Consider the following 25351-nt stretch of genomic DNA (forward strand, 5'->3'; position numbering starts at 1 on the left):
GGCGCGGGAGGCGTCGCTGCAGCCTGTTATATTGTATCAGTCCGGCGGGATGAAACCCCGATCGGATGAAACCCCGCCGGCCCGCAGCCCGTCGCAGAGCGCCGTGAGTGTGCCGCGGAATCCCGCCGGCCCCGCCAGCAGGCGCTCCATGAGCAGGGCGCCTTCGAGGGCGGCGATCACCATGCGGGCGGTTGCCCCGGGCGCGACGGAGCCCCGGACGCTCCCGGCCGCGATCCCCTCGGCGAGCACACCCTCCAACCAGGCGATGTGCTTGTCGAAGAAGCGGGCGATGTCGGCGCGCAGGGAATCCGGCAGAGCCTCTCCCTCGATCGCCAAGACGGCGCAGAGGCAGCCCAGCCCGGCCTCGACGCCCCCGAGATAGAGCGTCCCGTAGGCGGCGATCCGACGGATCGCGTCCGGCTCGTCGGCTCGGATCTCGGCCAGGGCGCCGTCGTAGCGCGCGTCGTAGGCGGCCACCAGGGCATGGGCGAGGTCGGACTTTGTGGCGAAGTGATGATGGATGCTCGCCTTGCGGATCCCGACCGTCTCGGCAAGGTCGGCATAGCTGAAGCCGGCATAGCCCCGGCGCCGCACCAGGGTCTCGGCCTGCAGCAGCAGCGCGGCGCGGGTGCCCCTCATCGTCCCGTGGTCTCCTTGGCGGACGACCGCCCTCGCCCCTCGGCGCCCGCGCGCGAGTCCGTGATCGCCCGTCCGCGGCCCTTCCGGCTTATGCCGTTGACGCGGCAAGAAATCTACCTACTAATTGGTAGAACAAGAAGACGGAGGAAGTTCATGCGGGCGGACGCCAGCCGATCACGCTGGAGCACCACGCGCCGCAGCGCCCTATTCGGCGGCCTGTGCCTGTGCTGCCTGCCGACCCTCGGACGGTCGGCCGAGGGCTTCGACCTGCAGGAGGTCGGCCCCGGCATCTTCATCCGGCGCGGCCCCGACGCCGAGGCGACCCCCGAGAACGACGACGCCATCGCCAATATCGGCTTCATCGTCGGCGACCGGTCCGTGCTCGTCACCGAATCCGGCGGCAGCCTCGCCGATGGCGCCTGGCTGCGCGCGGAGATCCGCAAGCGCACGGACAAGCCGATCAGCCACGTGGTGCTGACCCACGTCCACCCGGACCATTGCTTCGGGGCGGCGGCCTTCGCCGAGGACAAGCCGGTCTACGTGGGCCACCATGCCCTGCGCGCCGCCCTGGATGCCCGGGGCGAATACTATCGCGGGCGCCTCGTCGAGATTCTGGGCGCGGACCGGGCCGGCAGCGTGGTCTATCCCACCCTGGAGGTGACGGACGGCGCCGAGGTGGATCTCGGCGGCCGCGTCGTGCGCTTCGCCGCGCACGGCGCGGCACACACGAACTGCGACCTCTCGATGCGCGATTCGGCGAGCGGCATCCTGTTTCCCGCCGACCTCCTGTTCGTCACCCGCATCCCCTCCCTCGACGGCAGCCTCGTGGGCTGGCTCAAGGAGGCGGACCGCCTGCGCGCGATGGGGGCGACCAAGGCCGTTCCGGGGCACGGACCGCGGCTGGTCGATGTCGCGCCCGCCCTCGACGACCTCACCCGCTATCTCACGATCCTCCGGGACGAGACGCGGAAGGCCATCGTGGCGGACGTGCCGATCGAGAAGGCGGTGCGGACCGTCGCCCAGTCCGAGCGCGACCGGTGGGTCCTGTTCGACACCTATAACGGCCGCAACGTCACCCAGGCCTTCAAGGAGCTGGAATGGGAATGAGGGCGTGGCAGGAGACCATCACTCGAGATCATGACCCGAGACCTCAATTTGCGAGCGTGGCTTGAGGCCGATCCCGCCCGGTGCCACGTGATGTAAGAGATGTCGCAAGAAGAACGATCATCCAGCAGGAGAAACGCCATGACCCGCTCCATTGCTAAACCTGTTCTCGTCCGCTCCGTCCTGGCAGCCCTGTCGCTCGCCCTGCCGCTGGTCGGCGCTGGCACCGCGCTGCGGACCAGCCCGAGCCTTGCCGCCGGGGCTTCGGACGACGAGTCGGAACGCCTCGCCCGCTGGAAGGAGATCCGGACGTCGATCTTCGGTGACAAGACGATCGCACCGACCGACAGCCTCGTGAAGATCGACGCGCCGGTGCGGGCGCTCGATGCCTCGCTGGTCCCGATCACCCTGACCATGCCGGAGAAGGACAAGATCGCGGGCATCCACCTCGTCATCGACGACAACCCGTCGCCCTACGCCGCCCACATCGCCTTCGGCCCGGGGGCGGATGCCGGCGAGATCAAGCTCCGGGTGCGGGTGAACAACTACACCAACATCCACGCCGTGGTGGAGACCAAGGACGGCCGGCTCTTCGAGACCACGAAGTTCGTGAAGGCTTCCGGCGGCTGCTCGGCGCCCATGGGGATGAGCGACGAGGAGGCGATGAAGGGGATGGGCGACATGAAGCTGAAATTCGCGGAGGCCCAGCCCGGGCGCCCCGTGGAGGCGACGCTGATGATCCGTCACCCGAACTTCAGCGGCATGCAGATGAACCAGATCACCCGCGACTACACGCCGGCCCGTTACATCAACAAAGTCGCGATCACCCGCGGCGATCAGGCCGTCCTGACCCTCGACGGCGACATCTCGATCGCGTCGAACCCGGTGATCAACTTCGGCCTGCAGCCGGAGGGCCAGGGGCCGATCAAGGTCGTGGCCACCGACAACCAGAACGGCCGCTGGGAGCACAGCTTCACGGCGCCGAGCGCCACGAACTGAGCGGGTCCGCACCATGATGCGGCGGCTCGTCCGGCTCGCGGTCGCGGGAACCGCCATGCTCGTTCTGGCGGCGGCCGGCCCAGCGGATTCCCCTCTGAACGTGCCGGAACCGGACGGGATCTGGACAGGGCCGCAACGGGGCTACACCCCAGCCACCTTGTCGGGCGCCACGGTCATCGACATCGACGCCCTTGATGCCCTGATCGCCCGCGACAAGCCGATCCTTCTCGACGTGTCCCTGGCCGACCGGCGCCCGGCGGGCTTTCCGGACGACCGGCCCTGGCTGCCCGCTCACCGCTCGATCCCCGGCGCGGTCTGGATGGCCAATGCCGGTGCCGCGCCCCTCGATCCGGCTCGCGAGACGCTCTTCCTCCAGCGCGTCGGGGAGTTGACCGGGGGCGACAGGGGCCGGGCCATCGTCGCCTTCTGCCATCCCGAATGCTGGGGCAGCTGGAATGCGGCCAAGCGGCTGGTGCTGCAGGGCTATACCCGCGTGCACTGGTTCCCCGAAGGCATCGAGGGCTGGCAGGAGCGCCACCCCACCACGGTGATCCCCGAGGACCCCGCGTGGAGTGCCCGAGCCGGAGGCGCAGCGCAGCGCTAGGTCAGGAACCCAGCCAAGGGCCTCTTGGTCCGCAAGCCCAGCCGCGCCCGAAAACCTGCCGGAGCGGACGATCAGTCGAACCGGGACATCGCAATACGAACTCCTTGATCGGGCACGATGTTTTCCCATGCTGCGACGACGCTGAAATGATCTGCAGATATCTGCAGACACACCGACGCATGCGCAGTTGACAGCGGTTCCGTTGTGGCAGAATAAAGGCGCCCGCAAGTCTAGGGAGGAAACGCCCGGAGTGAGCTACGAGCAGCGACGCCATCGCTGCTACCGACGCCCCCGGGCAGGACTTACGACGCTTAGATCCTCGCTGAGATGACCTGTCGCCAGCGGGGGCGATATCTGGTATGCCACCGACAAAATAAGAGTTTTACGGAGCGAAGATCCGGCGACAATGCCGGGGGACCGTTACTTCGGCCCGCGCGCGTGCGGGCGAGGCCGTGTATAGAGACGCCACCAGCAGACGGTCCGCCGGCATTCCGGCGATCCGCACCAGCCGGGTGGAGTCCCATGTCGCAAGCCGTTCAGTCCCGCCGCATCCGCGCGATCGACCTGGCGAAGCGCAAGGCCGAGGGGCGCAAGATCATCGCGCTGACCGCCTACCACGCCCATACCGCCGGCATCCTCGACCCGTATTGCGACTTCATCCTCGTGGGCGACTCCCTCGGCATGCTGATGCACGGCATGGAATCGACCCTACCGGTGACCCTGGAGATGATGATCGTCCAGGCGCTGGCGGTGATGCGCGGGACGTCGCGGGCCCTGGTGGTCGTGGACATGCCCTTCGGCTCCTACGAGGCGAGCCCCCAACAGGCCTTCCTCAACGCTGCGCGCGTGCTCAAGGAGACGGGTGCCGGGGCGATCAAGATGGAGGGCGGCGCGCGCTTTGCCGAGACCGTGGCCTTCCTGGTGGAGCGCGGCGTGCCGGTGATGGGCCATATCGGCCTGACCCCCCAGTCGGTGAACACCATGGGGGGCTTCAAGGTGCAGGGCCGCGAGGCCGACGGCGAGCGCCGCCTGATGGCCGATGCCCGCGCCATCAACGACGCCGGCGCCTTCGCCATCGTGATGGAGGGCATCGTCGAGCCGGTGGCCCGGGCCATCGCCACCTCCCCCGACATCACCACGCCCACCATCGGCATCGGCGCCACCATGGCCTGCGACGGTCAGATCCTCGTCCTTGAGGACATGCTCGGCCTGAGCGACCGGGTGCCGAAATTCGTGAAGCGCTTCGGCACCCTGCGGGGCCAGATCGAGGCCGCTGTGAAGGACTATGCCGAGGAAGTCCGCTCCGGCACCTTCCCGGCCGAGGAGCACACCTACCAGCCGCTGTGACCGGTCTCCGCAGGGTCATCCCGCCGAGACCGACCCCGGGTGGCTACCAGCGGTAGCCGATACTGCCGAGCACCCGGCGGCGCTCGCCGTAGTAGCAGGCCGTGACGGTGCTGCAGCTGTTGACGATCCGCTCGTCCGAGACGTTCGATACGTTGAGGGCGAAGCGCCAGCCTTCCCAATCGTAGTGGGCCACGAGGTCGCCGACGACGTAGCCCGGCACGCGGAATTCGTTGGCCTGGTCCGCGAAGGAGCGTCCGACGCCACGCACGCCGCCGCCGAGACCGAAGCCGCGCAAGACGCCGCTCTGGAACGTGTAGTCCAGGAACAGCGAGCCGTACTGCTCCGGGGTGTTGGTCGGCGTCCGGCCGAGGAGGGCCGTGTTCAGGTCGCGGGTCACCGAGAGATCGTAGGCGGTGTAGGACGCGACGGCCCGCAGGCCGGGCGCGAGGTTGGCCACCATCTCGATCTCGGCACCGCGCGAGTTCACCGCGCCGGTCTGCACCACCTGCTGAATGTTGAGCGGATTGGTGGTCACGACGTTCGAGCGGGTCAGGTCGAACAGGGCGGCGGCGAAATAGCCGTCGAAGCCCGGGGGCTTGTACTTCAGGCCGACCTCGGTCTGCTCGCTTCTCTCAGGCAGCAGGAGCTGGCCGGTCACGCCGTTGAGGCCGACGGTCGGGTTGAAGCCCTGCGCATAGGATACGTAGGGGGCAAGCCCGGACTCGTCGTTGTAGATCAAGGCGACGCGGCCGCTGAAGGCGCTGGTATCGCGGCTGGCGCTGGCGCCGATGCGATTGTCGTTGTCGGTCGCGACCCAGTCGTGGCGACCGCTGAGCACCATCGAGAAATTCCCGAACGTGATCTCGTCCTGCAGGTAGGCCGCGAACTGGTTCTGGGTGATCAGTGCGTTCTGGTAGGGCGCGCCCAGGTTGAGCGGTGTGTTGGGGTAGATTGGCCGGATCAGGTTCAGCGACGGACCGAAGCCGAAGGCCTGGTAATCGTCGATCTGGTAGCGGCGGTACTCGAAGCCAGCCAGCACCGTGTGCCCGAAATCTCCCGTGCGGAACGGAATGACCAACTGGTTGTCGATGTCGCTCTGCACTGCGGCGCCGCGGGTGAAGAAGTCGAACCGGCTGAGGTCGCCCGCGGCCGGCGTGGTGGCGTAGCCGCCGCCGTACCGGTTGAAGAGATTGACGGTGACGGTGCCGTGGCGCGCGTTCTGCCGGAACTTGATGTCGTTGTCGAAACGGTGCTCGAACTCGTAGCCGATCATGTCCTGGGACCGGGTCAGGCGGTCGGTCGCCGGATCGCCGGTGAAGCGGCTCGTCTTGATGAAGCCGAAGGGCGCGGGCGTGACCGTGCCCTCGTAGGGCAGGAAGTTCTGGGTGCCGGCGCGGTCGCGCTGCACCTGGGCGAGGACGGTGAGCGAGGTGTCGGCGTCCGGCTTCCAAGTGATCGAGGGCGCGAAGAAGAAGCGGTCGTTGTTGACGTAGTCGACCTGCGTGCCGCCCGCCCGGCCGAGGCCGACGAGCCGGTAGAACAGCTTGCCCTCGGTGCCCGGCGCATCCACCGGACCGCCGATGTCGAAGCCCGCATAGGCGTTGCCGTAGTTGTCGACGCCGGTCTCGACGTAGCGGATCGGCACGATGGGGGGTCGTTTGCTCACCGCATTGATGATGCCGCCGGGGCTGGCGCCGCCGTACAGGCCGGAATTCGGCCCGCGCAGGATCTCGAGCCGCTCCAGGCCGAAGGGTTCCAGCTTCCAGGTGGCGAAGGCCGAGGTGAACAGCTGCAGCCCGTCGAGAAAGTAGCCGGATTCCTGGGCGGTGAAGCCGCGGATCAGGAACCAGTCGTTGCGCGGGTCGGCACCGAAGGTCTCGCCGCGGACGCCCGGCGCGTAGCGGGTCGCCTCGGCGAGCGAGGCCGGCTTCTGGTCGTCGATCTGCTGGCGCCCCACCACGGAGATCGCCTGGGGCGTCCGGATGATCGCGGTGTCGGTCTTGGTGCTCGAAACGGAGCGGGTCGCGACGTATCCGGCAACGGGTCCGCGCGGATCCTCGGCCGCGCCGATCGCGGCGCCGCCCCGACGATCGCCGACGACCTCAAGGGTATCCAGGGTCACGGCCGACGCGCTCGGCGGGCTGGATTGCTGGGCCTTCGCCGGAGTCACCGCACTCGCAACCATGGCAGCCACTGAACTGGCCAGGGCCATCCTCAAGCTGAAGATACCGCGCTTCGGTTGTGCGGAGGGGATCACAAAGAAAAACGGCACGGTTCGACCTACGACCAAATGTATTGTGGCCAATTGAAACAAAAATTTCAGATGGTCAACGAGCCGGTTAGGGCGCAGATCTAAACAACTTCGCGACGTGATCGCGGAGCAACATTTTAGAACTAATACAATTATATGCTTGCGGGCTGGACGCTGGCGCGTTGCTCCCGAGGAAGCGGCGAAACGGAGACGACCCTGGTGAACGGTTCCGGCGTGGCGGCGCAGCCAGGGGGCCGCCGGAACGAGAACGGCCCCGCCGTGGAGGCGGGGCCGTCTGGCCTGACATCGAAACGGATCGTGGAGTGGCCGCTCGCCCCTCGGTCTGCCTTACTCGCAGACGCGGACGCGGCGGATGTGCTCGTAGCCGTAGGCGTCGACGTACCCGCGGCGCTCCATGTGGCAGACCTCTTCCTCGACGTAGACCGGGCGCGGGGCGCGGTAGACCGGGCGGCCGGGATAGTAGCCATCGTTCTGGGACGAGGCGATCGCACCGCCGATGGCGAGGCCGCCGAGCACGCCGAGGGCGGCGGCCCCACCGGCTCCGATGCCATCGCGCGCCTGGGCGCTCGGGGTTGCGGCGACGGCGAACGAGGCAGCCACGAGGGCCGCGACCAGCGAGTTCTTCATAGCTCCGTTCCTTTGATCCCGAAGAGCCTGTGCAAATCCAGAAGCGTCACTGTGGGAGGGAATCACCGAACGGTTGATGAACGGTAACGAACCCCGCCCTCCCGTGAATCACATCCGTGCGAATCCTCACGCGCCGCGGAAATCGCGCAGGATTGTGCCGCTTCCGTGGCTGCGCCCCGCCCCCCGACGGTCAGATCGTTCCGGTCGGCTGCTCCACCAGGGCGAGGAGGGTCCGGCGCAGCCAGCGATGGGCGGGATCGTCGTCGTAGGAGGCGTGCCAGAGCATCGAGATCGCGACATCCTCCAGGGCAACCGGGGCCGGGCTCACGGTGAGGCCCAGCGCCCCGGCGAAGAAGGTCGCGAGTCGGGCGTGCATCGTGGTCAGGACGGGCGCACTGCGCACCAGGAACGGCACCGCGAGGAAGCGCGGCGTCGTCACCGCCAGGGTGCGCCGGCGCCCGAGCCGCGCCAAGGCATCGTCCACGACCCCGTGGGCGGTCTCCTTCAGGCTGGTGAGCACGTGGGGAAAGCGTAGGTAGTCGTCGAGCGAGATCGGCGGCGTCAGGCCGACGAGGTCGGCATTGAACATGCAGAGATAGCTGTCGCGGTAGAGCAGGCGCTGCTTGTGGTGGGTCTGCCCCTCAGAGAAGAAGCCGATGCCGAGGTCGACCCGGTCCGCATCGAGCTCCTGCAGGATGCGGATGCGGTCGATGGACCGCAGCAGCAGGCTGATGCCCGGCGCCTCCCGTCGCAGGTGGGCGAGGAGGCGGGGGCCGATCAGCACCTCGGCGCTGTCGGGTAGGCCGATGGTGAAGGTGCGGGTGACCGTACGCGGATCGAACTCGGCATCGCGACGCACCAGCGCTTGGACCTGCCGCAGCAGGGTCCGCACCGGTTCGGCCAGCGCCAGAGCCCGGGGCGTCGGACGCATGCCCTCGGGCGCGCGCGTCAGGAGCTCGTCGGAGAACAGGGTGCGCAGGCGCGCCAGGCTGCTGCTCATCGCCGACTGGCCGATGCCGATGCGGGCGGCCGCCCGGGTCACGCTGCGCTCGGCCAGGAGCGCGTCGAGGGCGACCAGCAGATTGAGGTCGACCCGGGACAGATCGATGTGATCGATGGTCATGATCGGTTCGTTCCGCTCGATCCCCGCAGTACCGCACAGCCTCCTCGCCCCGGACGGGCGGGTGTGCAAGGCCCCCGCCGGATCTTCCGGTCAGGACGGCCCCCGAGACAGCCCGGTGGCTCGCGCGATCCAACCTCCCCGATGACGGTTTTTCGGATGCCTCGGGATTGACCCGTCACGGGCGCGTTTTTCGGCTGGGCCTCGCCGGTGCGCGGCGCCACAATGCCGCTCCCGAAACGACCCGAGTATTCCCATGCGCCGTACCCTGCCGATCGCCCTGATGGCCCTGATGGTCGGAACCGCCCTCCCCGCGATCGCGCTGGAGGGCCCGATTCCGGCCAAGCCCGGCGAGACGGCCTCCGCCCCCGCCGCTGCGGCCAAGCCCCGCGTCGTCATCGTCGCCACGGGCGGCACCATCGCGGGCGCCGGCGCGGATGCGGCCAACAGCGCCACCTACCAGGCCGCCAAGGTGCCGGTGGACAAGCTCATCGCCGCCGTGCCGGCCATCGCCGGGGTGGCGGACGTGCGCGGCGAGCAGGCGTTCCAGATCGCCTCGGAGAGCTTCACCAACGCGCAGCTCATCGAGCTCGCCAAGAAGGTCTCGGCCCTGGTCAAGCGCGACGACGTCGACGGCGTCGTCGTCACCCACGGCACCGACACCGTGGAGGAGACGGCCTATTTCCTCGACCTCGTGGTGAAGACCGACAAGCCCATCGTGATGGTGGCCTCGATGCGGCCCTCGACCGCGATCTCGGCGGATGGCGCCCTCAACCTCCTCGACGCCGTCACCGTGGCCGGCGCCAAGGATGCCCGCGCCAAGGGCGTGCTGCTGACCATGAACGACGAAATCCAGGCCGGCCGCGACACCACCAAGCGCGTGAACATCAAGCCCTCGGCCTTCTTCAGCCAGTGGGGTCCGCTCGGCATGGTGGTGGAGGGCAAGACCTACTGGTTCCGCGCGCCGGTGAAGCGCCACGGCACCACCTCCGAATTCAATATCGACGGCATCGACAGCCTCCCCGAGGTCGCCATCGTGTACGGCTCGGGCAACATGCACCCCGAAGCCTACACCAGCGCGGTGGCGGGCGGCGCCAAGGCGATCATCCATGCGGGCACCGGCAACGGCTCGGTGGCGGGCTACCTCGTCGACACCCTGAAGGACATCCGTTCCAAGGGCGTGCAGATCATCCGCTCCTCGCGCGTCGGCGACGGCTTCGTCCTGCGCAACGCCGAGCAGCCCGACGACAAGTACGATTGGGTGGTCGCCCACGACCTCAACCCGCAGAAGGCCAAGATCCTCGCCGCCGTCGCCCTGACGAAGACGCAGGACTCGAAGGAGCTGCAGCGGATCTTCTGGGAATACTGACACCTCGGATCGATGGCGGACGCTTCGGGACGTATCCGCCGTCGACCCAAATCTGCCCTTCACGCGAGGATACGGCTCGCCCGCGAACAGACTTCGGAGCAGCATACAGCCCGCGCCGAACCGCAAGATCGGTCGAGCAGGTCATGCCCGTCTGCGCCTAGCTGGTCGCGCCACGAAGGTCGGGATGATGAGTGCGGCGCTCCGAAACTACCACGCCCGGATGCGGAGGGTGCTGGATCACATCGATCGGCACCTGGACGACGATCTGGATCTGGAGACGGTCAGCGCCATCGCGGCTTTCTCGAAGTTCCACTTCCATCGGCAGTTCACGGCGACCTTCGGGATGTCCGTGCATCGCTACGTTCAGCTTGCTCGCATGAAGCGCGCTTCATACCGGTTGGCCTACAGGGATGCCCAAAGCGTCACGGAAGTGGCGATGGATGCCGGCTACGAAGCACCAGATGCCTTCGCCCGTGCCTTTCGGCAACGGTTTGGGCAGTCGCCGTCGTCTTTCAGCAAGGCTCCCGACTGGGGATCGTGGCTCGCGGCCTTCGGGCCTCTCGACAACGCGAGGAACACGCTCATGCTGAGAACATTCACGCCCGACGACGTGACGATCCGCGATGTGCCATCGACGCGGGTGGCGATCATGGAGCACCGCGGTGATCCGGCGACGCTCGGGGCTACCATTCGGCGGTTCATCGAATGGCGGAAGGCCGCCGGCTTGCGCCCCAGCACGAACCCGACCTTCACCGTCTGGCGGTCCGACCGGCGTCCCGTGTCGCCCGCCGACTATGGCGTTGACCTCTGTGTCGGAACCGACCAGCCGATCGCGGCGAACGGGAAGCAAATCAAGGTCGGCGAAATCCCCGGCGGACGCTGCGCGGTGCTGCGGGTCGTTGGCAACACCGACAATCTGGAGCCTCCCGCACTCTATCTCTATCGCGGGTGGCTCCCGGCCAGCGGCGAGGAGGCGCGGGATTTCCCGCTTTACTGCCAGCGCCTCTCGTTCTTCCCGGAGATGCCGGAGCACGAGGCGGTCGCGGAGGTGTTCCTGCCGCTGAAATAACCCTGCGCAAAGGCGACGTGTCTCGCTTCCCCGCCTGAAGCCGACAGGCCACGCTCCACCCCTCCCAGACCTCAGCCGAGGCGCCGGGTCGGCACCGTCGGATGCACGCAGGGCGGCCCCCTCACGTCAGCAGGTAGCGCTTCGGCACCAGGGGCGGCGGCGCGGTCTCTCCGAGGGCGTCGAGGACGATGCCATCGACGGTGTGCAGCAGCGCGTCGAGGGGCAGGTCGTTCGGCGCGAGGCCGAAGGGCTCCTCCAACTCGTCGCCCAGGGCATCGAGGCCGAAGAAGGTGTAGGCGACCAGGGCCGTCGCCACCGGCGTCGCCCAGCCGAGGGAGGCCGCGAGGCCGAAGGGCAGCAGCAGGCAGTAGATCCACGCCGTGCGGTAGAGGAGCAGAGTGTAGGCGAAGGGCAGCGGGGTGTTCTGGATGCGCTCGCACACCACCTGGACCTGTGCCAGGGCGGCGATCTTGTGCTCCAGGGCGGCCAACAGCACGTCGGTGAGGACACCCTGACGATAGGCCCTGGCCAGATCGGCGGTGAGCCCGGCCAGCACCGCATCCGCCGCGCTCGGATGCCGGGCCAGCGGCGCGACCTCCGCCTCCGGAAGCCAGGGCGCGGCCGCCGCCTGAGGATCGCCGCCGCGGAGCTGCGCGTGCAGGGCGTGGGCGAAGGCCGAGAGCCGCCGCAGGGTACGTCCGCGCAGGGGCTCGACGGGCTCCCCCGGCAGGAGGGCGGTCACGAGCCGGGCGAGCCCCCGGGTCTCGACCACGAGGCTGCCCCAGGCGCGGCGGCCCTCCCACCAACGGTCGTAGCAGGCGCTGTTTCGGAAGCTCAGGAAGATCGACAGGGCGATCCCGATCAGGGTGAAGGGCCCGACGCCGGCGGTGATCGGGAACGCCTCGGGCCAGCGCCGCTCCACCGCCACCACGACCACCGCCACCAGGGTAATGCCCCCGACCTTGAGGGCGACCTTCGGCAGGATCGAGCCGCGCAGGGTGAACAGGATGTCGAGGAGGCTCGGGCGCGAACGGACGATCATCCCTCCGTCTTCTCAGTCCGCGGCGCGTCCCGCAACCGCGCCCGCCTCGACGGGGGCGAGCCGAACCGCGGACGGGAGGATCAGAGCGACCAGCCGCCATCGACCGAGATCGCGGCGCCGGTGACGAAGGCGCCCAGCTCGGCGCTCATCCACAGGACCGCCTCGGCGATCTCCTCGGGCCGGCCCAGGCGGCCGACCGGCTCCAGGTCGATCGCCTTCTGGATGTCGCCCCCGGTGAAGCGGTCCATCATCGGCGTCGCGATGTTGCCCGGCAGGACGGCGTTCACCCGGATGTTGGCGGTGGCGTAGTCGAGGGCGGCCGACTTGGTGAGACCGATGACGGCATGCTTCGAGGCGGCGTAGCTGGCGCCGCCGGCGACGCCCCGGATGCCGGCGCCCGACGCGGTGTTCACGATCACGCCGCCGCCCTGGCGCAGCATCTGCGCGATCTCGTGCTTCATGCAGACGAAGGTGCCGCGCAGGTTGATGCCGAGGATACGGTCCCAGTCCGCGAGGGCGATCTCCGCCACCGGTGCCGCGACGTTCTCGACGCCGGCATTGTTGAAGGCGATGTCGAGCCGGCCGAAGGTCGCGACCGTCTCAGTGATCGCCGCCTCCACCTGCTCCGGCCACGCGATGTCGCAGGCGAGGACCAGCCCCTCGCCGCCGACCTCCCGGATCGCCTCCGCGGTTGGCTGCAGCGCGGCCTCGGTCCGATCGAGAATGGCGACGCGGGCCCCTTCCCGGGCGAAGGCGATGGCGGTGGCGCGCCCGATGCCGCTCGCGGCTCCGGTGACGAGGGCGACACGGCCGGTGAATCGATCGGGACGGGACATGGGCGGGACCTCACGGGTTCGGGAAGCGGGACGTCCCGGATTCGCGGGATGTCCCGATGACCGCGTCGCCATCGGCCCCTCGATCCGGAGCGCCCACCGCGATGTAGGCGGGGCGAAAACGAGGCGTGAGCCGGCATCGCCTCATCGGAGCGATGAGTCCCGTTCATCGTGCCCGGCCGATCCGACGCGACCTAGAAGCCGAGCGGGCGCATCTCGCGGATGAGGGCAATGAGCAGACGCAGGCCCGTCGGCAGCTGACGGCGCCCCGGATAGTAGAGGTGGAAGGCGGCGCCGGACGCAGACCAGTCGCCGAGCACGCACCGGAGCGCGCCCGCCCGGATCAGCGGCGTCACGCAGGGTTCGGGCAGGTAGGCGAGGCCCGCTCCGGCCTGGGCGAGGGCCACCGCGAGGCCGGTACTGTCGAGGGTCAGCGCCCCCGGCACATCGACGGCGATGGCCTCGCCGTGCCGCTCGAACTCCCAATGATAGATGCGGTCGTCGCCGAGCCGGACGCGCAGGCCGCGATGGGCGAGAAGGTCGTGGGGATGCGCCGGCACCCCGAAGCGCTCCAGATAGGCGGGCGCGCCCACCACGACCCAGCGGATGTTGGCGGAGAGGCGATGCGCGACCATGTCCTCCGGGACCGTGTCGCCGTAGCGGATCCCGGCATCGGCGCCCGCATCGACCACGTCGAGCAGGCGATTCGCCACGCGCACATCGATCGCGATGTCCGGGTAGCGGGCGAGGAAGACCGGAAGGACCGGGGCGAGGAGGAGCGCGCTCGCGTGCTCCAGCACGTTGAGGCGCACGCGCCCAGCCGGCGCACCGCGATGGCGGTTCAGCGCCTCGACGGCCTGCCCGATCGCCAGGAAGGGCCCATCGAGCGACGCGAAAAAATCCTCGCCGGCGGCGGTGAGGGTGACGCTCCGGTTGGTCCGGTTGAGGAGGCGGACGCCGAGCTGCGTCTCGAGACCCTTCAGGGCATGGCTCAGGGCCGAGGCGCTGACGCCGAGTTCGAGGCCCGCACGCCGGAAACTGCGATGCTTCGCGATCGCCAGGAAGGCCCCGAGGGCCGGCAGGCTGGGACGAGGGGGTGGCACGGACCGGTTGTGCCGGCGCGGAAGCGCCGACGCAAGAACCATGAGCGCGCCTCAACGTGGCGCGACGCCGGCGTCCGGGCCGACGACGCCCTTCGATTCACGCCGCCGAGGCGATCGCCGTGGAGGCGCGGCGCACCTTGCCGGCGCCTTCGAGGAAGGCGTGGGCGTCCTCCTTGCGCTCGAAGACGTGGGGGGCGAGGCCGCGGCGGTTGAGGGCCTCTTCCATCTTCAGGCGCAGGAAGGCGCTGGTCGCGTAGCGCGTGGTGGTGAGATAGTAATTCGCCTGCAGGTATTGGATCATGTGGGCGTAGTCGTCGTAGAGGTTCTCGTTGATGCGGAACCCGTCGTGGTTGACCACCGTGTTGACCCGCTGGCCGGCCTTCTTGCAGGCCCCCACCAGCACCATGCGCAGGTCGTCGAGGTCGCTCTTTGCGCGGGCGTGCCAGCCCTCCAGGTTCACGAACAGGATGTTGCGCTCGGTGTCGTAGCTCACCCGCTCCGGCAGGTTGAGGTTCAAGAGGTCGGCGAGCAGTTCCATCGGCTCGTCGCGGAACAGGCGGGCATCCATCGGCATCGGCTGCTTGATGATCGGCCGGAAGCCCATATGGGGCAGGATGTCCCGCTCGATGTCGATGCCGGGGGCCACCTCGATGAGTTCCAGCCCCTCGTCGGTGAGCTGGAAGACGCAGCGCTCGGTGACGTAGATCACCGGCTGCGAGCGCATCTGCGCGTAGTGCCCGCTGAAGGTGATCTGCTCGACCTGCGGCAGGAATTTCTGCGAGCGCCCTTCCGTGACGATCCGGAGCTTGCCGTCCTCGATCACGGTCTCCAGGCCGCCCACCGTGAAGGTGCCGGCGAAGACCACCGAGCGGGCGTTCTGGCTGATGTTGATGAAGCCGCCGCAGCCGTTGAGGCGCCCACCGAACATGCTGGTGTTGACGTTGCCGTGCTGGTCGCACTCGGCGAGGCCGAGGCAGGTCATGTCGAGGCCGCCGCCGTCGTAGAAGTCGAACATCTGGTTCTGGTCGATGACGCAATCGGCGTTCGTCGCCGCGCCGAAGCTCGACCCCGACGCGAGCACGCCGCCGACCGCGCCGGCCTCGGTGGTCAGGGTGATGTAGGGGGTGACCTTCTCCTCGTTGGCCACCGCCGAGATGCCCTCGGGAGCGCCGACGCCGAGGTTGACGACGCCGTTGGGTGGCAGCTCGAAGGCCGCGCGCCGAGCGATGACCTTGCGGGCGTCGAGGGGCATCTTCTTCATGCCGCTCACGGGCACGCGGATCTGGCCGGCCAGCGCCGCATCGTGCTGCACGCCGTAGTTCATGCGGTGCATCTCGGGCTCGGCGAGCACCACGCAATCCACCAGGATGCCGGGCACGCGGACGTCCTTGGGCAGCAGGAAGCCGTCATCGACGATGCGCTCGACCTGCGCGATGACGATGCCGCCGTTGTTGCGCGCCGCCATGGCCTGGGCGAGGCAGTCCAGGGTCAGCGCCTCCTTCTCGAAGGAGATGTTGCCCGACGGATCGGCCGAGGTGCCTCGGATGAAGGCGACGTCGATCTTGGTGGCGGTGTAGAACAGCCACTCCTCGCCATCGACCTCGACCAGTTTGACGATTTCGTCCTGGGTCACGGTGTTGACCCGGGCGCCGCCGTGGCGCGGATCCACGTAGGTGTGCAGGCCCACCTTGGAGAACAGTCCCGGCTGGCCGGCGGCGCAGGCCCGGTAGAGCTGTGAGATCACGCCCTGGGGCAGGTTGTAGCCGAGAATCTTGTCTTCCTGCGCGGCCTTGGCGACCTTCGGCATGCGGCCGAAATTGGCGGCGATGACGCGCTTCAGCAGGCCTTCGTGGTGCAGGCGCCCGGTGCCGAGGCCTTTGCTGTCGCCGGCCCCCGCCGTCATGATCAGGGTCAGGTCACGGGGTGCGCCGGTGTCGACGAAGCGCTTCTCCAGGGCAGCGTGCAGCGCCTCCGGAATGCAGCTCTGGACGAAGCCCGTCGTGGTGACCACGTCGTTGTGCCGGATCAGAGCGATCGCTTCGCCAGCCGTGATGACCTTGTTTTTCTTCATGAACCGGGCCGTCCTCCGCACCCCAGGCCGGCGACGGGCGGCAGGTCAGAGCCTGGAGCGGGTCGCACATGGGGAAGTCTTATTCTGACGCGACAGCGTAAAGATCCGCAGGAAGCTTCGCAAGGGCACCACAACTCTCGTTGCAGCGCAATTTTATCTTGGTGCAATGCAAATTTTTCAATCGCTTATCAAATTGAACTAACAGTGCGGCCGCAAAAGATTTTGCGTTCCTGCGGCCGGGATGCACCAAGACGGAACGATGCCTCCGACACGGCCAAGATTATTCAAAATACTCTTGGGATGAGCATCCTTCGGGAGCCCCCTTACGTCAGCAGATAGGTCAGGAGCGCCCGCAACTCGGCCGGCCGCACCGGCTTATGGACGAGTTGCGCCCCGAATTCGGCGACCTGCGCCTCGATCTCCGGAGAGTGGTTGGCGGTGGTGACGATGACCGGCAAACGGGATTCGGCACGGGCCTGAAGGTGGATCGCCACGTCGAGGCCGCAGGCGCCGTTGTCGAGATGGTAGTCGAGGATGAGCAGATCCGGCAGGCTTTTCCCGGCCGCCAGCGACGCCGCCACCCCGGCCAGGTCGCGATGCACGCAGACCTCGGCGTCCCAGGTGCGCAGGAGGCGCTCCAGGGCATCGGCGGTGGGCGGATCGTTCTCCACCACCAGCACCCGCGCGCCGGTGAGCCGGGTCGTCACGGGGGCGGACGGAACCGCGCGCTCCGGCGGCGTCAGGCTCACCGGGACGGTCAGGGCCATGCGGGTGCCGCGCCCGACCCGGGAGGCGAGATCGAGGGGATGATCGAGGGCCTGCGCCATGCGGCGCACGATGGAGAGGCCGAGGCCGAGGCCCGGCTCGCCCCCCTCCCCCTCGGCACCCCCCCGGAAGAATTCCTCGAAGACCAGGCCCTGCTCCGCCGGCGCGATGCCGCAGCCTGTGTCGAGCACCTCGATGCGGCAGGCGTCCCCGCGGTGGCGGATCGCCACCAGCACGCCGCCCTGCCGGGTGTAGCGGATGGCGTTCGAGACGAGGTTCTGCAGGATGCGCTGGAGCAGCATCGGATCGCTCGCCACAGCGAGGTCGGGCCCGCGCACGGTGAGGCGCAGCCCCTTGCGCTCGGCGAAGGGCCGGAAGCTCGCCGCGATGCCGGCGAGAAGCTCGCCGAGGGCCACCGGCTTGATCGCCGGGCGTACCACACCGGCATCGAGCTTCGAGATGTCGAGGAGGGTCTTGATCAGGTCCTCGATGATCTGGAGCCCGCGCTCGATCTGCCCCGAGATCGCCGCGGCCTCCGGACCGAGGCCGAGGTCGGCCAGGGCCGAGGCCGAGAGCCGGGCCGCATTGAGCGGCTGCAGGAGGTCGTGACTCGCGGCCGCGAGGAAGCGGGTCTTCGAGCGGTTGGCGTTCTCGGCCTCCTCCTTGGCCGCCACCAGGGCGGCGTTGGAGCGCTCCAGGCGGTGCATCAGCCCGGTCAGCTCCTCTGTGCGGGTGCGGACGCGCCCCTCCAGCATGGTGGCGGTCTGAAACAGGGAATAGGCCCCGCCCTGCTGGTCCATGCTGCGCTCCACATGGGCCATCAGGGCCGCGTTGATGCGCTCCAGCTTGGCGATGCGCCGCAGGTTCGCGTCCTCCTCCGGGGCGGGGGACGCGGCCTCGGGCGGCAGGATCATGGCTCGGCCTCGCCGCGGGCCGGCTCGCCCCGCCCGATGGCGATGCCCGTGAAGGTCTGGTTGAGGTGCATTGACCGGTACTGCTCGCCGTAGGTGTCGAAGCCCACGATGTCGTAGCGCCGGTAGAGGTCGACGATGCCGTGCCGCACCTGCCGGCTCTCGGCATCGAGGCGGCGCAGCACGCACTCGAAGCCGATGACGAGATCGATGCCGCCCAGCGCCGCGTCGAGGCGGGCGAGTTCGGCTTCCGTGGCCGCCACGATGTCGCGCGGGCGCGCCAGGGTGAGCACCACGCCTTCGTCGATGGCGCAGAAGAAGCTGAGCGAGCCGTCCGCGTTCATGCGCCGGATTGATCGGCAGAAATACTCGCCACCGACCTTCACCGCGAGCGGATAGGCGGCAAAGCTCATCGGCGACAGGCGCTCCGGATCGAGCCCCACCGCCATGGCGTATTCGCGCGCCGCCGGTTCCGCATTGAGCTCGTGGACGGTACGCTGCTCGTCGTCGGAGGCGGTGACGACGAACTTGGTCGCGGTCGGCTCGAAATTGTCGCTCTTGAAGATCTGGATCGGGAAATCCGAATCCACGAGGAGCAGCACGGCGGCGCGCTGATGGATTCGGCCGTCATGGAGCAGCACCGTCTCGCGGAAGGTGAGGTCGTCGCCCGCCGAGCCGCCCACGAGGGGGATGCCGTCCAGGGCCCAGGCGATGGCCGAGACCACCGTCTCCTCGGCGTTGGTGAGCCCGTCGATCAGCGAGAGGGCGAAGCAGCGGCCGGATGCCGGATCGGCGCCCGCGCCGTCGAGGCTTCGGCGCAGGGTCCGTACGCTGGAAGCGGTCCGCTCCACGTCGAGGTGGTCGATGGCGTCCAAGAGCGTGGAAACGATGCGGAAGCCCGCCTTCGGGAAGGCGATCACGACGAGGCCGCGATCAAGGCCGCCCGCCGGCGAGATGCCGCCCGACATGGTGCAGCCCGCGATGCCCGCACCCGGAAAGCGCGCGCTGAGTTCGCGATTCAGGATCTCGACGTCGTAATCGGCCGAGAAGAAGGCCACGATCTGGGCGACGGGACGCGGGCCGATGGCCGCGCCGATCTCCGCGATGGCCCCGTCGGCCGCGGCGGCGTCCGTCCACGCCGTCGTGATGCCGCACAGATGCGTGCGCACCTGCGTCCCCTGTGCCACGTTCCATTCCCCGCCTGCGCGTCGCGTGCCGGACTTGACGCCCGGTTCTCCGCGGTGACACGAGTATGTCGGGCGGCCGGCTCCCGCGCAATGCGGCACCGAACAGCTCGGGAACAGGGGCGCACGCACCGGGCGGAACGGGCATGCATCTCCTCATCGTCGACGATCACCCGCTCTTTCGCGACGCGCTCGCCAGCGCGGTGGGGCTCGCCTACCCGGACGCGACGCTGCACGAGGCCGACGGCATCGCCAGCGCCTGTGCCGTACTGGCGGCGCAGGCCGCCATCGAGATCATTCTCCTCGACCTGTCGATGCAGGGCGTGACCGGCTTCGAAGGCCTGCTGGCGATCCGGGCGCAGGCGCCGCGGGTCCCGATCCTGGTCGTCTCCGGACTGGAGGATCCGCGGATCATCCGGGAGGCGCTGGATCACGGCGCCGCCGGCTTCGTGCCCAAGGCGGTCGACAAGGCGACGCTGACACGGGCCATCGCCGACGTTCTTGCCGGAGGACTCTGGGTACCGGCGAGCCTGCCGAACGCGACCCTGCCCCCGTCGTCCGCCCGCAAGGCGCCGATCGCCGAGCGGGTCGCGAGCCTCACGCCGCAGCAGGTGCGGGTGCTGGCGATGATCCGCCAGGGCAAGCTCAACAAGCAGATCGCGCACGAGCTCCAGGTCGGGGATTCCACCGTGAAGGCCCATGTCTCCGAGATCCTGCGCAAGCTCGACGTCATCAGCCGCACGCAGATCGTGATCGAGACGGCGCTCCTCGACTTCGACCGGATCCTGGCGGCGCCCGAGAGCTGACCGGCCCGGCGAGCCCTCGAGCGGCGGGTCCCTTCAGGCCGTGGGAACCTTGGAGCCGCCGTAATGGCCGTCGACTCGCCCGCCGAAGGCCGGGTCGGCGAAGGGATCCTCGCCGGGGCCGTGGGTGGGCGCCCCCGCCAGGGTGTCGCGGTCGATGTCCACGATGTAGCCGCCGAGATCGACGCTGTAAGTCAGCGCCCGCCAGGGCACGGGATGGTAGCTCTCGCCGAGCCCGAGGAAGCCGCCGAAGGAGATGACGGCGTAGGCGACCTGGCCCGAGACCTTGTCGACCATGAAGTTGTAGACGGTCCCGATCGACTCGCCCTCACGGCTGTAGGCGGCGGTGCCCTCGACCTTGTTCGACGCGATCAGGCGCCGGGTCTCGTCGATCGCGACGCCCTCGGCCGAGGGGTCGAGCTCCATCGAGCCGGCCGGGCGGATGCTGCGCTCGTTCGGGAGGTCCGTCGGCATGCGCATTCCTCTTGCAGAGTGGATTCGGGCGGCGGGGGCACGGGATGCCGCGCTCGACCGGACAAGCCGCCACCCGCGCGGGGGTTCCGGATTCAGGCCCGCTCGTCCACCGGCACGCCGGTCTCCTCGGCCACCTCGATTTGGCGCACGGCCACCCGTTGACGCATCCCACGGCTCGCCAGCAGCATCTCGAACCCGAAGACCATCAGGGCGCTCAGGGTGCAGAGGATGGCGAGGCCGAACAGCACGAACAGGATGTCGGCGACGGTGGCGTCCCGCAAGGCCCCGACGAACAGCGTGAGGACCGCCCCGCAGGTGGCGACCCCGCCCAGCGCCCCGAGGATCACGGCGGCGTCGAGGGCGAGGGAGCGCCGGCGGAGCGCGTTCATGCGCCCCGCCAGGCGGACCTGGTCGAGGCCGGAGGCGCCGTCGATCGCCTGCGAGATGCGCTCCGCCTGATCGGCCACCCGGGCGAGGCGGGTGCCGAAGACGTTGAGGAGCGTCGCGATGCCCGAGAGGAGGAAGACGGGCGTCAGGGCGATCTGGATGATGTGAGCCGTGCTGTCGAGGGACGAGGCGACGGAGTTGTCGAACATGAAGGGGTGATCGCGACCGGGACGGAACCCTGGCGCAACGTTCGAGGACGCGGGCGGTTCGGGGCCGCCGGTCAGATCAGACCGGCATCGGCACGGCCGCCGGGACCGGTCTGGGCCTCGATGGAGACCAGCGTGCCGAGTCCGATGATGAGTGCGACGGCGGCACCCAGCGAAAGCGTGAAGGCAAGGAGGATCATGCCCCCGGTTTCGTCGATCGCCCTTAAGGTTCGCTGATGCCCCGGCCGCCGCTCCGTCCCGAAATCGGACGTAGCGGGCTCGATCCGGGTCCAGATTCCGAGGATCCCGTCGCGCCCGGGAGTCCGATCAATTCTTCACGGCGGTCGGAAATTCTTGCGCCCACGCCCGCACCTCTGGGCCGAGGCGCGGGCGTGGGCCGGAATCGCTCCCCCACACGACGTCTAAGCCGGGCTGGGGCCGGGGGTGGGTGCCGGAGCACGGGCTGGCACCGTGCCACCGAAAATCCCCTAACCAACTGTAACTCTAGAGCTTTCCGCGCAGCTCTACGAGCCGCCAAGCCGTTGGCTCCCTTCGCCTTCATGCCAAAGTACAGGTCGATGACGATGAAGTTCTCGTCCAAGTCGAGGCCATCTCACTTCGCCCTGGGGCGGCCTCGACCGGAGACGAGCCTCCGCGCCTGTGGATGACGAGCGCGCCGAGGGCGGTTTTCCCTTGGAACGCTCGCGGCACCGCTTAGTTGTTGCAGCTATGCGCTGCGAGGCCACCGGCCGTGGGCGTACCGGCGCTCACCGTCGACATCCGGAGGAACACCCCATGGCAAAGAGCACCACCAAGACCGCCGAGAAGGCCGCCCCCAAGGCTGCCCCGAAGGACGCCGAGAAGCCCGCCGCCAAGGGCAAGAAGGTCGCCGCGCCGAAGGGTGATGGCGCCAAGCCGAACGCCCTGCAGCAGCCGCTGAAGCCGTCCTCCGAGCTCGCCGCCGTCGTTGGCGACGCCGCCCTGCCCCGTGGCGAGGTGGTCAGCAAGGTCTGGGAATACATCAAGAAGCACAACCTGCAGAATCCCGAGAACAAGCGCGAGATCCTCGCCGACGACAAGCTGAAGAAGGTCTTCGGCAAGGACAAATGCACCATGTTCGAGATGAACAAGCACTTGGCCGCGCACCTCAAGTCGGCCTGAGCCCAGCCGTTTGAAGCAACACCCCGGATCGGCGTCGGGGAGGGGCTGCCCCCTCCCCTGGCCGACCGGTTCTCGTGGCCCGAGGGCGACCTGATCAGCCCCGCGTGCCCACCCGGCGCGTCCGCCGCTCGACCTTGCGGGTTGCCGTCTCCCGAAGATGGTGCTCGATCGCCCCGTTGGCGCGTGCCCGCATCGTGCGCATAGCCTCGGCATCGTCGAAGGTCTCGGGAAAGCGCCGGGACAGCCAGAGATAGGCGCTGGCGAGCTTCACCGTCCGCTCCTGGTAGTCCAGTTCGCCCGCGAGGTTCGCCCGGAGAGCGGGCACCGACGTGCCCGCCGCGCGGGCTTGGGTCCAGCGCTCCAGCAGGCCGAGGGAGACCGGGTCGCGCCGGTCCACCGGGCAGACCGAGAACGCGAACTTCTCGGCGATGGGCAACCGCGCCTTGTCCACCACGCGGGCGATCTCCAGGATCTCCTCCAGGGCGGAAGGCTGGAACGGCGAGCCCGCGTAGAAGGTGGCGCGGGCGAAATGCGCCAGTACCTCGCGCAGGCTATCGGTGTGCATCTCCTCGGCCACGGAATTGATCGCGATGAGGTCGGGGCGCACGTAGAAGCGCGTGTCGGCGGCCGGCGCCGTGGGAGCCCCGGCCAGCGCCGCCCGGATCGGCTCCAGCCCGGTCTCGTCAACGGCAGCGACGTAACCCTCGTCCTGATGCCCGAACCGGCCCGCGCGGCCGGCGATCTGGCGAATCTCCGAATTGGTCAACCCCCGCTCGCCGACCCCGTCCCACTTGCGCACCGCCGAGAAGACGATCCGCTTCAGCGGACCGAGGTTGAGGCCCATGCCGATGGCATCGGTGGTGACGAGGACGTCGGCCTCGCCGGTCCGGAAGCGCGCGGCCTCCGCGCGCCGCACCTCGGGCGAGAGTGCTCCGTAGATCGTCGCCACCCGGTGCCCGGCCGCCACCAGGATCTCGCGGTTCTCGTGGACGGCCCGGCGCGAGAAGGCCACCACCGCGTCGCCCGGCATCACCTTCTCCAGGGGAACGGGCGTCTCCTGCAGCACCAGCGGCGTCTTGCGGACGAAGGCGATCACTTCGAGGGACTCGTTGGCGGCCTCCGCGGCGCGGCGCACGGCGGCCAGCGCATCGTCGGAGCCGCAGACCACCACGGTGCGGGCGGCGACCCCGAACAGGGCGTTGGTCCAGGCCCAGCCCCGATCGGGATCGGCGATCATCTGGATCTCGTCGATCACCGCGACGTCGACGGGCCGCGTGAGGTCGGCGGTCTCGATGGTGCGGGCGGTGTGGGTCGGGTTGAGGTCGCCCAGCGTCTCCTCGCCCGTTACCATGCCGGCACGCAGGCCGCGCTCGGCCAGGGCCTCGTAGTTCTCCAGCGCGAGGAGACGCAGGGGCGCGAGGTAGGTGCCGGTCTCAGCCGCCCGCAGCATCTCCAGGGCCGCGTAGGTCTTGCCGGAATTGGTCGGCCCCATGTGGAAGATGATGCGCCGGCCGAGGCGCCGGGCCGCGGTGAACTTCTCGATATAGGCGCCGAAGCCGACCTGGTCGCGCAGGCGGCGCAGGCGGGAATCCTCCCGTGCCACGGTGCGGGCGCGGGCGCGCACGCCCTTCAGGGTGTCGGTGAGCGATTGGTTCAGGTTCGGCGAGAGGAGGAAGGCGCGCGAACGCAGCGAACGGTCGAGGTGGTCGATATAGGTGGCGGCATCGGCGCCGACCTCGTGCAGGTCCTCGGCGACCTGCTCGCGCAGGCGCTCCACGGCGCGGCGCAGGGACTTCGCAGTCCGCAGCCCGGCCTCGGCGACGGCGGCACGCAGTTCCTCGAGGCGCCAGCTCGGATCGTTGCGATGGGCCATGCTGGAGAGGATGCCGGCGACACCCGTCTCCGGCTTCGCGTCGATCCGCAGGTCGAGGCGCCCGCCATCGAGGACGGGGATCAAGGTCCGGATGGTCCAGGCGATGCTGCCGTCCCGCATCACCGCGGCGCGCAGGCTGGGGATCGCCTTCCTCACGGCCGCAACTCCGCCCTCCGCGAAGGTGCGCCGCGCCTTCAGCTCCCGAAGGGCCTTGGCGACCACCGCGTCGTCGACGAGACCGCCATAGTCCGGCAGGCCGAGATGCAGCCGGAGGGCCTCCACCTCGACGCTCCGGGGCGGCAAGCCGAGGCGGACCGCCGCCTCCAGCAGGATCTCGTTGGTCGGTCGCGCACGCTTGCGGGCCATGGGCCTCTCGTCGGGGAGTCTCGATCCGCCGCGGACGGACGACCGGGCGGCGTCAGGGTGCGCGGGACGCAACCCAAAAAGCAACGGCTCCGATCAGCGCAAGGCCCTCCGTGCACCGCCCGGTCGGACTCCGGCCGCGCGCGGACCGACCTGACGCTCGGCCCTGGCGGCGAGCAGGTGGTCGGTCGCCTTTTTCGCGTTGAGGTTCTACTGGAGCGCGCTGGCACACTCCTCCCGTCCCGGGCGCTTGGCCTGGGACGGGAGGAGTGCCGTAGCGGGCGATCTCGTCGTGCTCCACGGCCTGGGCCGAGGCCACGCGGACAGCGTCCCGCACAGCCTTGTGTCGACGATCTCGCCGTCCTCCGCGTCGGCCTCCTCGATGAGGCCGCTGATCGCCGGACAGGTCACCGCCTTGGGGCTGGGGACGTGCATCTGGAAGACTTTCGCCAGTCGCTGGATCGGGTCCTCGGTCTGGCGCAGGTGGATCGCGAAGCGCTGCTTCAGTTCCGGATGCGTCCTCTTCGCATTTATCTTGCGCGGCGCTTTCGTGATCCGGTGCTCCGCGTCGTAGATCTCGTGGAGCGTGGGGACGATGAGGTCGTCGCGGGTTTGATGTCGCGGGTGCCCACCCCCAGGGATGCCTCCGCTGGTGTCGTCGTGCAGAATCGAGGAGCCGACGGGAAATTCGGCTCCTCCTGCCGGTCGGCGTACCCCCGAGCCACCAGGGCCAGGGCCCGTGCATCGAGAGGCTAGTCTCGGGGTGCCTTGATGAAACGCGCATGATTCGAAAACACGTCGCTTGTGCTTCGTGCTCGCGAGGCAGAGCTTCGCACCAGCCCGATCTACAACTTAGGGCTGGAAACCGAACAACAGTCTGGGCCTTTTTATAACAACAGCCACCATTTGTTTTTGCTTCGTTCTTGATGCAGGTTATTTAAGGCCCCGCTTCTCTCTTGCTAATTTGGATGCGGGTCGACCCCGAAAGGGCCGCTTGGGCGGCGGATCGCCTTGCTCGCTCGGCG

Annotated in this window: 23 protein-coding genes; 8 read left to right on the forward strand and 15 right to left on the reverse strand. The window is 68.9% G+C overall.

Annotated elements, in window-relative coordinates:
- Positions 1-36: 36 nt before the first annotated feature.
- Positions 37-639 carry a TetR/AcrR family transcriptional regulator gene (locus ASG63_RS11085; RefSeq protein WP_056216003.1) on the reverse strand — a complete coding sequence of 201 codons (603 nt, stop codon included), beginning with the start codon at positions 637-639 and terminating at the stop codon, positions 37-39.
- Positions 640-792: 153 nt separating this feature from the next.
- On the opposite strand from ASG63_RS11085, the gene ASG63_RS11090 reads away from it, so the two are divergent.
- The 4 genes from ASG63_RS11090 (at position 793) to panB (ending at position 4693) form a co-directional block, all read left to right on the forward strand.
- The gene (locus ASG63_RS11090) at positions 793-1746 is read left to right on the forward strand and encodes a quinoprotein relay system zinc metallohydrolase 2 (protein ID WP_056216005.1); all 954 of its coding nucleotides are present in this window, start codon (positions 793-795) and stop codon (positions 1744-1746) included.
- Positions 1747-1884: 138 nt separating this feature from the next.
- Positions 1885-2742, forward strand: a complete 858-nt coding sequence (locus ASG63_RS11095; RefSeq protein ID WP_056216007.1) for a quinoprotein dehydrogenase-associated SoxYZ-like carrier — start codon at positions 1885-1887, stop codon at positions 2740-2742.
- A gap of 16 nt (positions 2743-2758) precedes the next feature.
- On the forward strand, positions 2759-3346 hold the full coding sequence (locus ASG63_RS11100) for a rhodanese-like domain-containing protein (RefSeq protein ID WP_056216072.1): 588 nt from the start codon (positions 2759-2761) through the stop codon (positions 3344-3346).
- Between the two features lie 522 nt (positions 3347-3868).
- Entirely contained in the window at positions 3869-4693 is an 825-nt protein-coding gene (gene panB / locus ASG63_RS11105; RefSeq protein WP_056216009.1) for a 3-methyl-2-oxobutanoate hydroxymethyltransferase, read from the forward strand.
- A gap of 43 nt (positions 4694-4736) precedes the next feature.
- On the opposite strand, the gene ASG63_RS11110 is transcribed toward panB, so the two are convergent.
- The 3 genes from ASG63_RS11110 to ASG63_RS11120 all read right to left on the reverse strand — a co-directional run bounded on the left by ASG63_RS11110 (position 4737) and on the right by ASG63_RS11120 (position 8715).
- Complete coding sequence (locus ASG63_RS11110) at positions 4737-6815, reverse strand: TonB-dependent siderophore receptor (protein ID WP_200927247.1); 2079 nt, start codon at positions 6813-6815, stop codon at positions 4737-4739.
- A 477-nt stretch (positions 6816-7292) separates the two neighbouring features.
- Positions 7293-7592 (reverse strand): hypothetical protein, encoded by a 300-nt coding sequence (locus tag ASG63_RS11115; RefSeq protein ID WP_056216013.1) that lies wholly within the window; start codon positions 7590-7592, stop codon positions 7293-7295.
- Positions 7593-7782: 190 nt separating this feature from the next.
- Positions 7783-8715, reverse strand: a complete 933-nt coding sequence (locus ASG63_RS11120; RefSeq protein WP_056216016.1) for a LysR family transcriptional regulator — start codon at positions 8713-8715, stop codon at positions 7783-7785.
- Between the two features lie 253 nt (positions 8716-8968).
- On the opposite strand from ASG63_RS11120, the gene ASG63_RS11125 reads away from it, so the two are divergent.
- Together ASG63_RS11125 and ASG63_RS11130 are read left to right on the forward strand one after the other, a co-directional pair.
- On the forward strand, positions 8969-10081 hold the full coding sequence (locus tag ASG63_RS11125) for an asparaginase (protein ID WP_056216018.1): 1113 nt from the start codon (positions 8969-8971) through the stop codon (positions 10079-10081).
- Positions 10082-10268: 187 nt separating this feature from the next.
- Positions 10269-11150: an AraC family transcriptional regulator gene (locus ASG63_RS11130; protein ID WP_056216075.1), complete on the forward strand. Its 882-nt coding sequence runs from the start codon at positions 10269-10271 to the stop codon at positions 11148-11150.
- Positions 11151-11271: 121 nt separating this feature from the next.
- Here the strand turns inward: ASG63_RS11130 and ASG63_RS11135 are convergent, their stop codons facing one another.
- From ASG63_RS11135 to ASG63_RS11160, 6 genes are all read right to left on the reverse strand, one after another.
- Positions 11272-12192 carry a bestrophin family protein gene (locus tag ASG63_RS11135; protein ID WP_056216020.1) on the reverse strand — a complete coding sequence of 307 codons (921 nt, stop codon included), beginning with the start codon at positions 12190-12192 and terminating at the stop codon, positions 11272-11274.
- A gap of 80 nt (positions 12193-12272) precedes the next feature.
- A complete protein-coding gene (locus ASG63_RS11140; RefSeq protein ID WP_056216023.1) occupies positions 12273-13028 on the reverse strand; it encodes a glucose 1-dehydrogenase in 756 nt (251 codons plus the stop codon).
- Between the two features lie 191 nt (positions 13029-13219).
- A complete protein-coding gene (locus ASG63_RS11145; RefSeq protein ID WP_082559261.1) occupies positions 13220-14170 on the reverse strand; it encodes a LysR family transcriptional regulator in 951 nt (316 codons plus the stop codon).
- 55 nt (positions 14171-14225) lie between these two features.
- Positions 14226-16199: an acyl CoA:acetate/3-ketoacid CoA transferase gene (locus ASG63_RS11150; protein WP_056216025.1), complete on the reverse strand. Its 1974-nt coding sequence runs from the start codon at positions 16197-16199 to the stop codon at positions 14226-14228.
- Between the two features lie 323 nt (positions 16200-16522).
- Complete coding sequence (locus ASG63_RS11155) at positions 16523-17878, reverse strand: ATP-binding response regulator (RefSeq protein ID WP_056216028.1); 1356 nt, start codon at positions 17876-17878, stop codon at positions 16523-16525.
- Entirely contained in the window at positions 17875-19062 is a 1188-nt protein-coding gene (locus ASG63_RS11160; protein WP_056216030.1) for an FIST N-terminal domain-containing protein, read from the reverse strand. Before ASG63_RS11160 ends, ASG63_RS11155 begins: the two co-directional genes overlap by 4 nt.
- Positions 19063-19205: 143 nt before the next feature.
- Here ASG63_RS11160 and ASG63_RS11165 point away from each other — a divergent pair, with 143 nt between their 5' ends.
- Positions 19206-19865, forward strand: a complete 660-nt coding sequence (locus ASG63_RS11165) for a response regulator (protein ID WP_082487530.1) — start codon at positions 19206-19208, stop codon at positions 19863-19865.
- A gap of 33 nt (positions 19866-19898) precedes the next feature.
- Here the strand turns inward: ASG63_RS11165 and ASG63_RS11170 are convergent, their stop codons facing one another.
- From ASG63_RS11170 to ASG63_RS26810, 3 genes are all read right to left on the reverse strand, one after another.
- Positions 19899-20336 (reverse strand): PRC-barrel domain-containing protein, encoded by a 438-nt coding sequence (locus ASG63_RS11170; RefSeq protein ID WP_056216034.1) that lies wholly within the window; start codon positions 20334-20336, stop codon positions 19899-19901.
- Positions 20337-20428: 92 nt separating this feature from the next.
- Complete coding sequence (locus ASG63_RS11175) at positions 20429-20932, reverse strand: DUF2721 domain-containing protein (RefSeq protein ID WP_056216037.1); 504 nt, start codon at positions 20930-20932, stop codon at positions 20429-20431.
- Between the two features lie 71 nt (positions 20933-21003).
- Entirely contained in the window at positions 21004-21129 is a 126-nt protein-coding gene (locus ASG63_RS26810; protein WP_274534730.1) for a hypothetical protein, read from the reverse strand.
- A 595-nt stretch (positions 21130-21724) separates the two neighbouring features.
- Between ASG63_RS26810 and ASG63_RS11180 the strand changes: the two genes are divergently transcribed.
- Positions 21725-22090 (forward strand): SWIB/MDM2 domain-containing protein, encoded by a 366-nt coding sequence (locus ASG63_RS11180; RefSeq protein WP_055947098.1) that lies wholly within the window; start codon positions 21725-21727, stop codon positions 22088-22090.
- 94 nt (positions 22091-22184) lie between these two features.
- Here the strand turns inward: ASG63_RS11180 and ASG63_RS11185 are convergent, their stop codons facing one another.
- Positions 22185-24329, reverse strand: a complete 2145-nt coding sequence (locus ASG63_RS11185; RefSeq protein WP_056216040.1) for a helicase-related protein — start codon at positions 24327-24329, stop codon at positions 22185-22187.
- A 207-nt stretch (positions 24330-24536) separates the two neighbouring features.
- Positions 24537-24995 carry a YciE/YciF ferroxidase family protein gene (locus tag ASG63_RS26945; protein ID WP_443189788.1) on the reverse strand — a complete coding sequence of 153 codons (459 nt, stop codon included), beginning with the start codon at positions 24993-24995 and terminating at the stop codon, positions 24537-24539.
- Positions 24996-25351: the final 356 nt, after the last annotated feature.

This window comes from Methylobacterium sp. Leaf94 (assembly GCF_001426045.1).
Classification (GTDB): domain Bacteria; phylum Pseudomonadota; class Alphaproteobacteria; order Rhizobiales; family Beijerinckiaceae; genus Methylobacterium.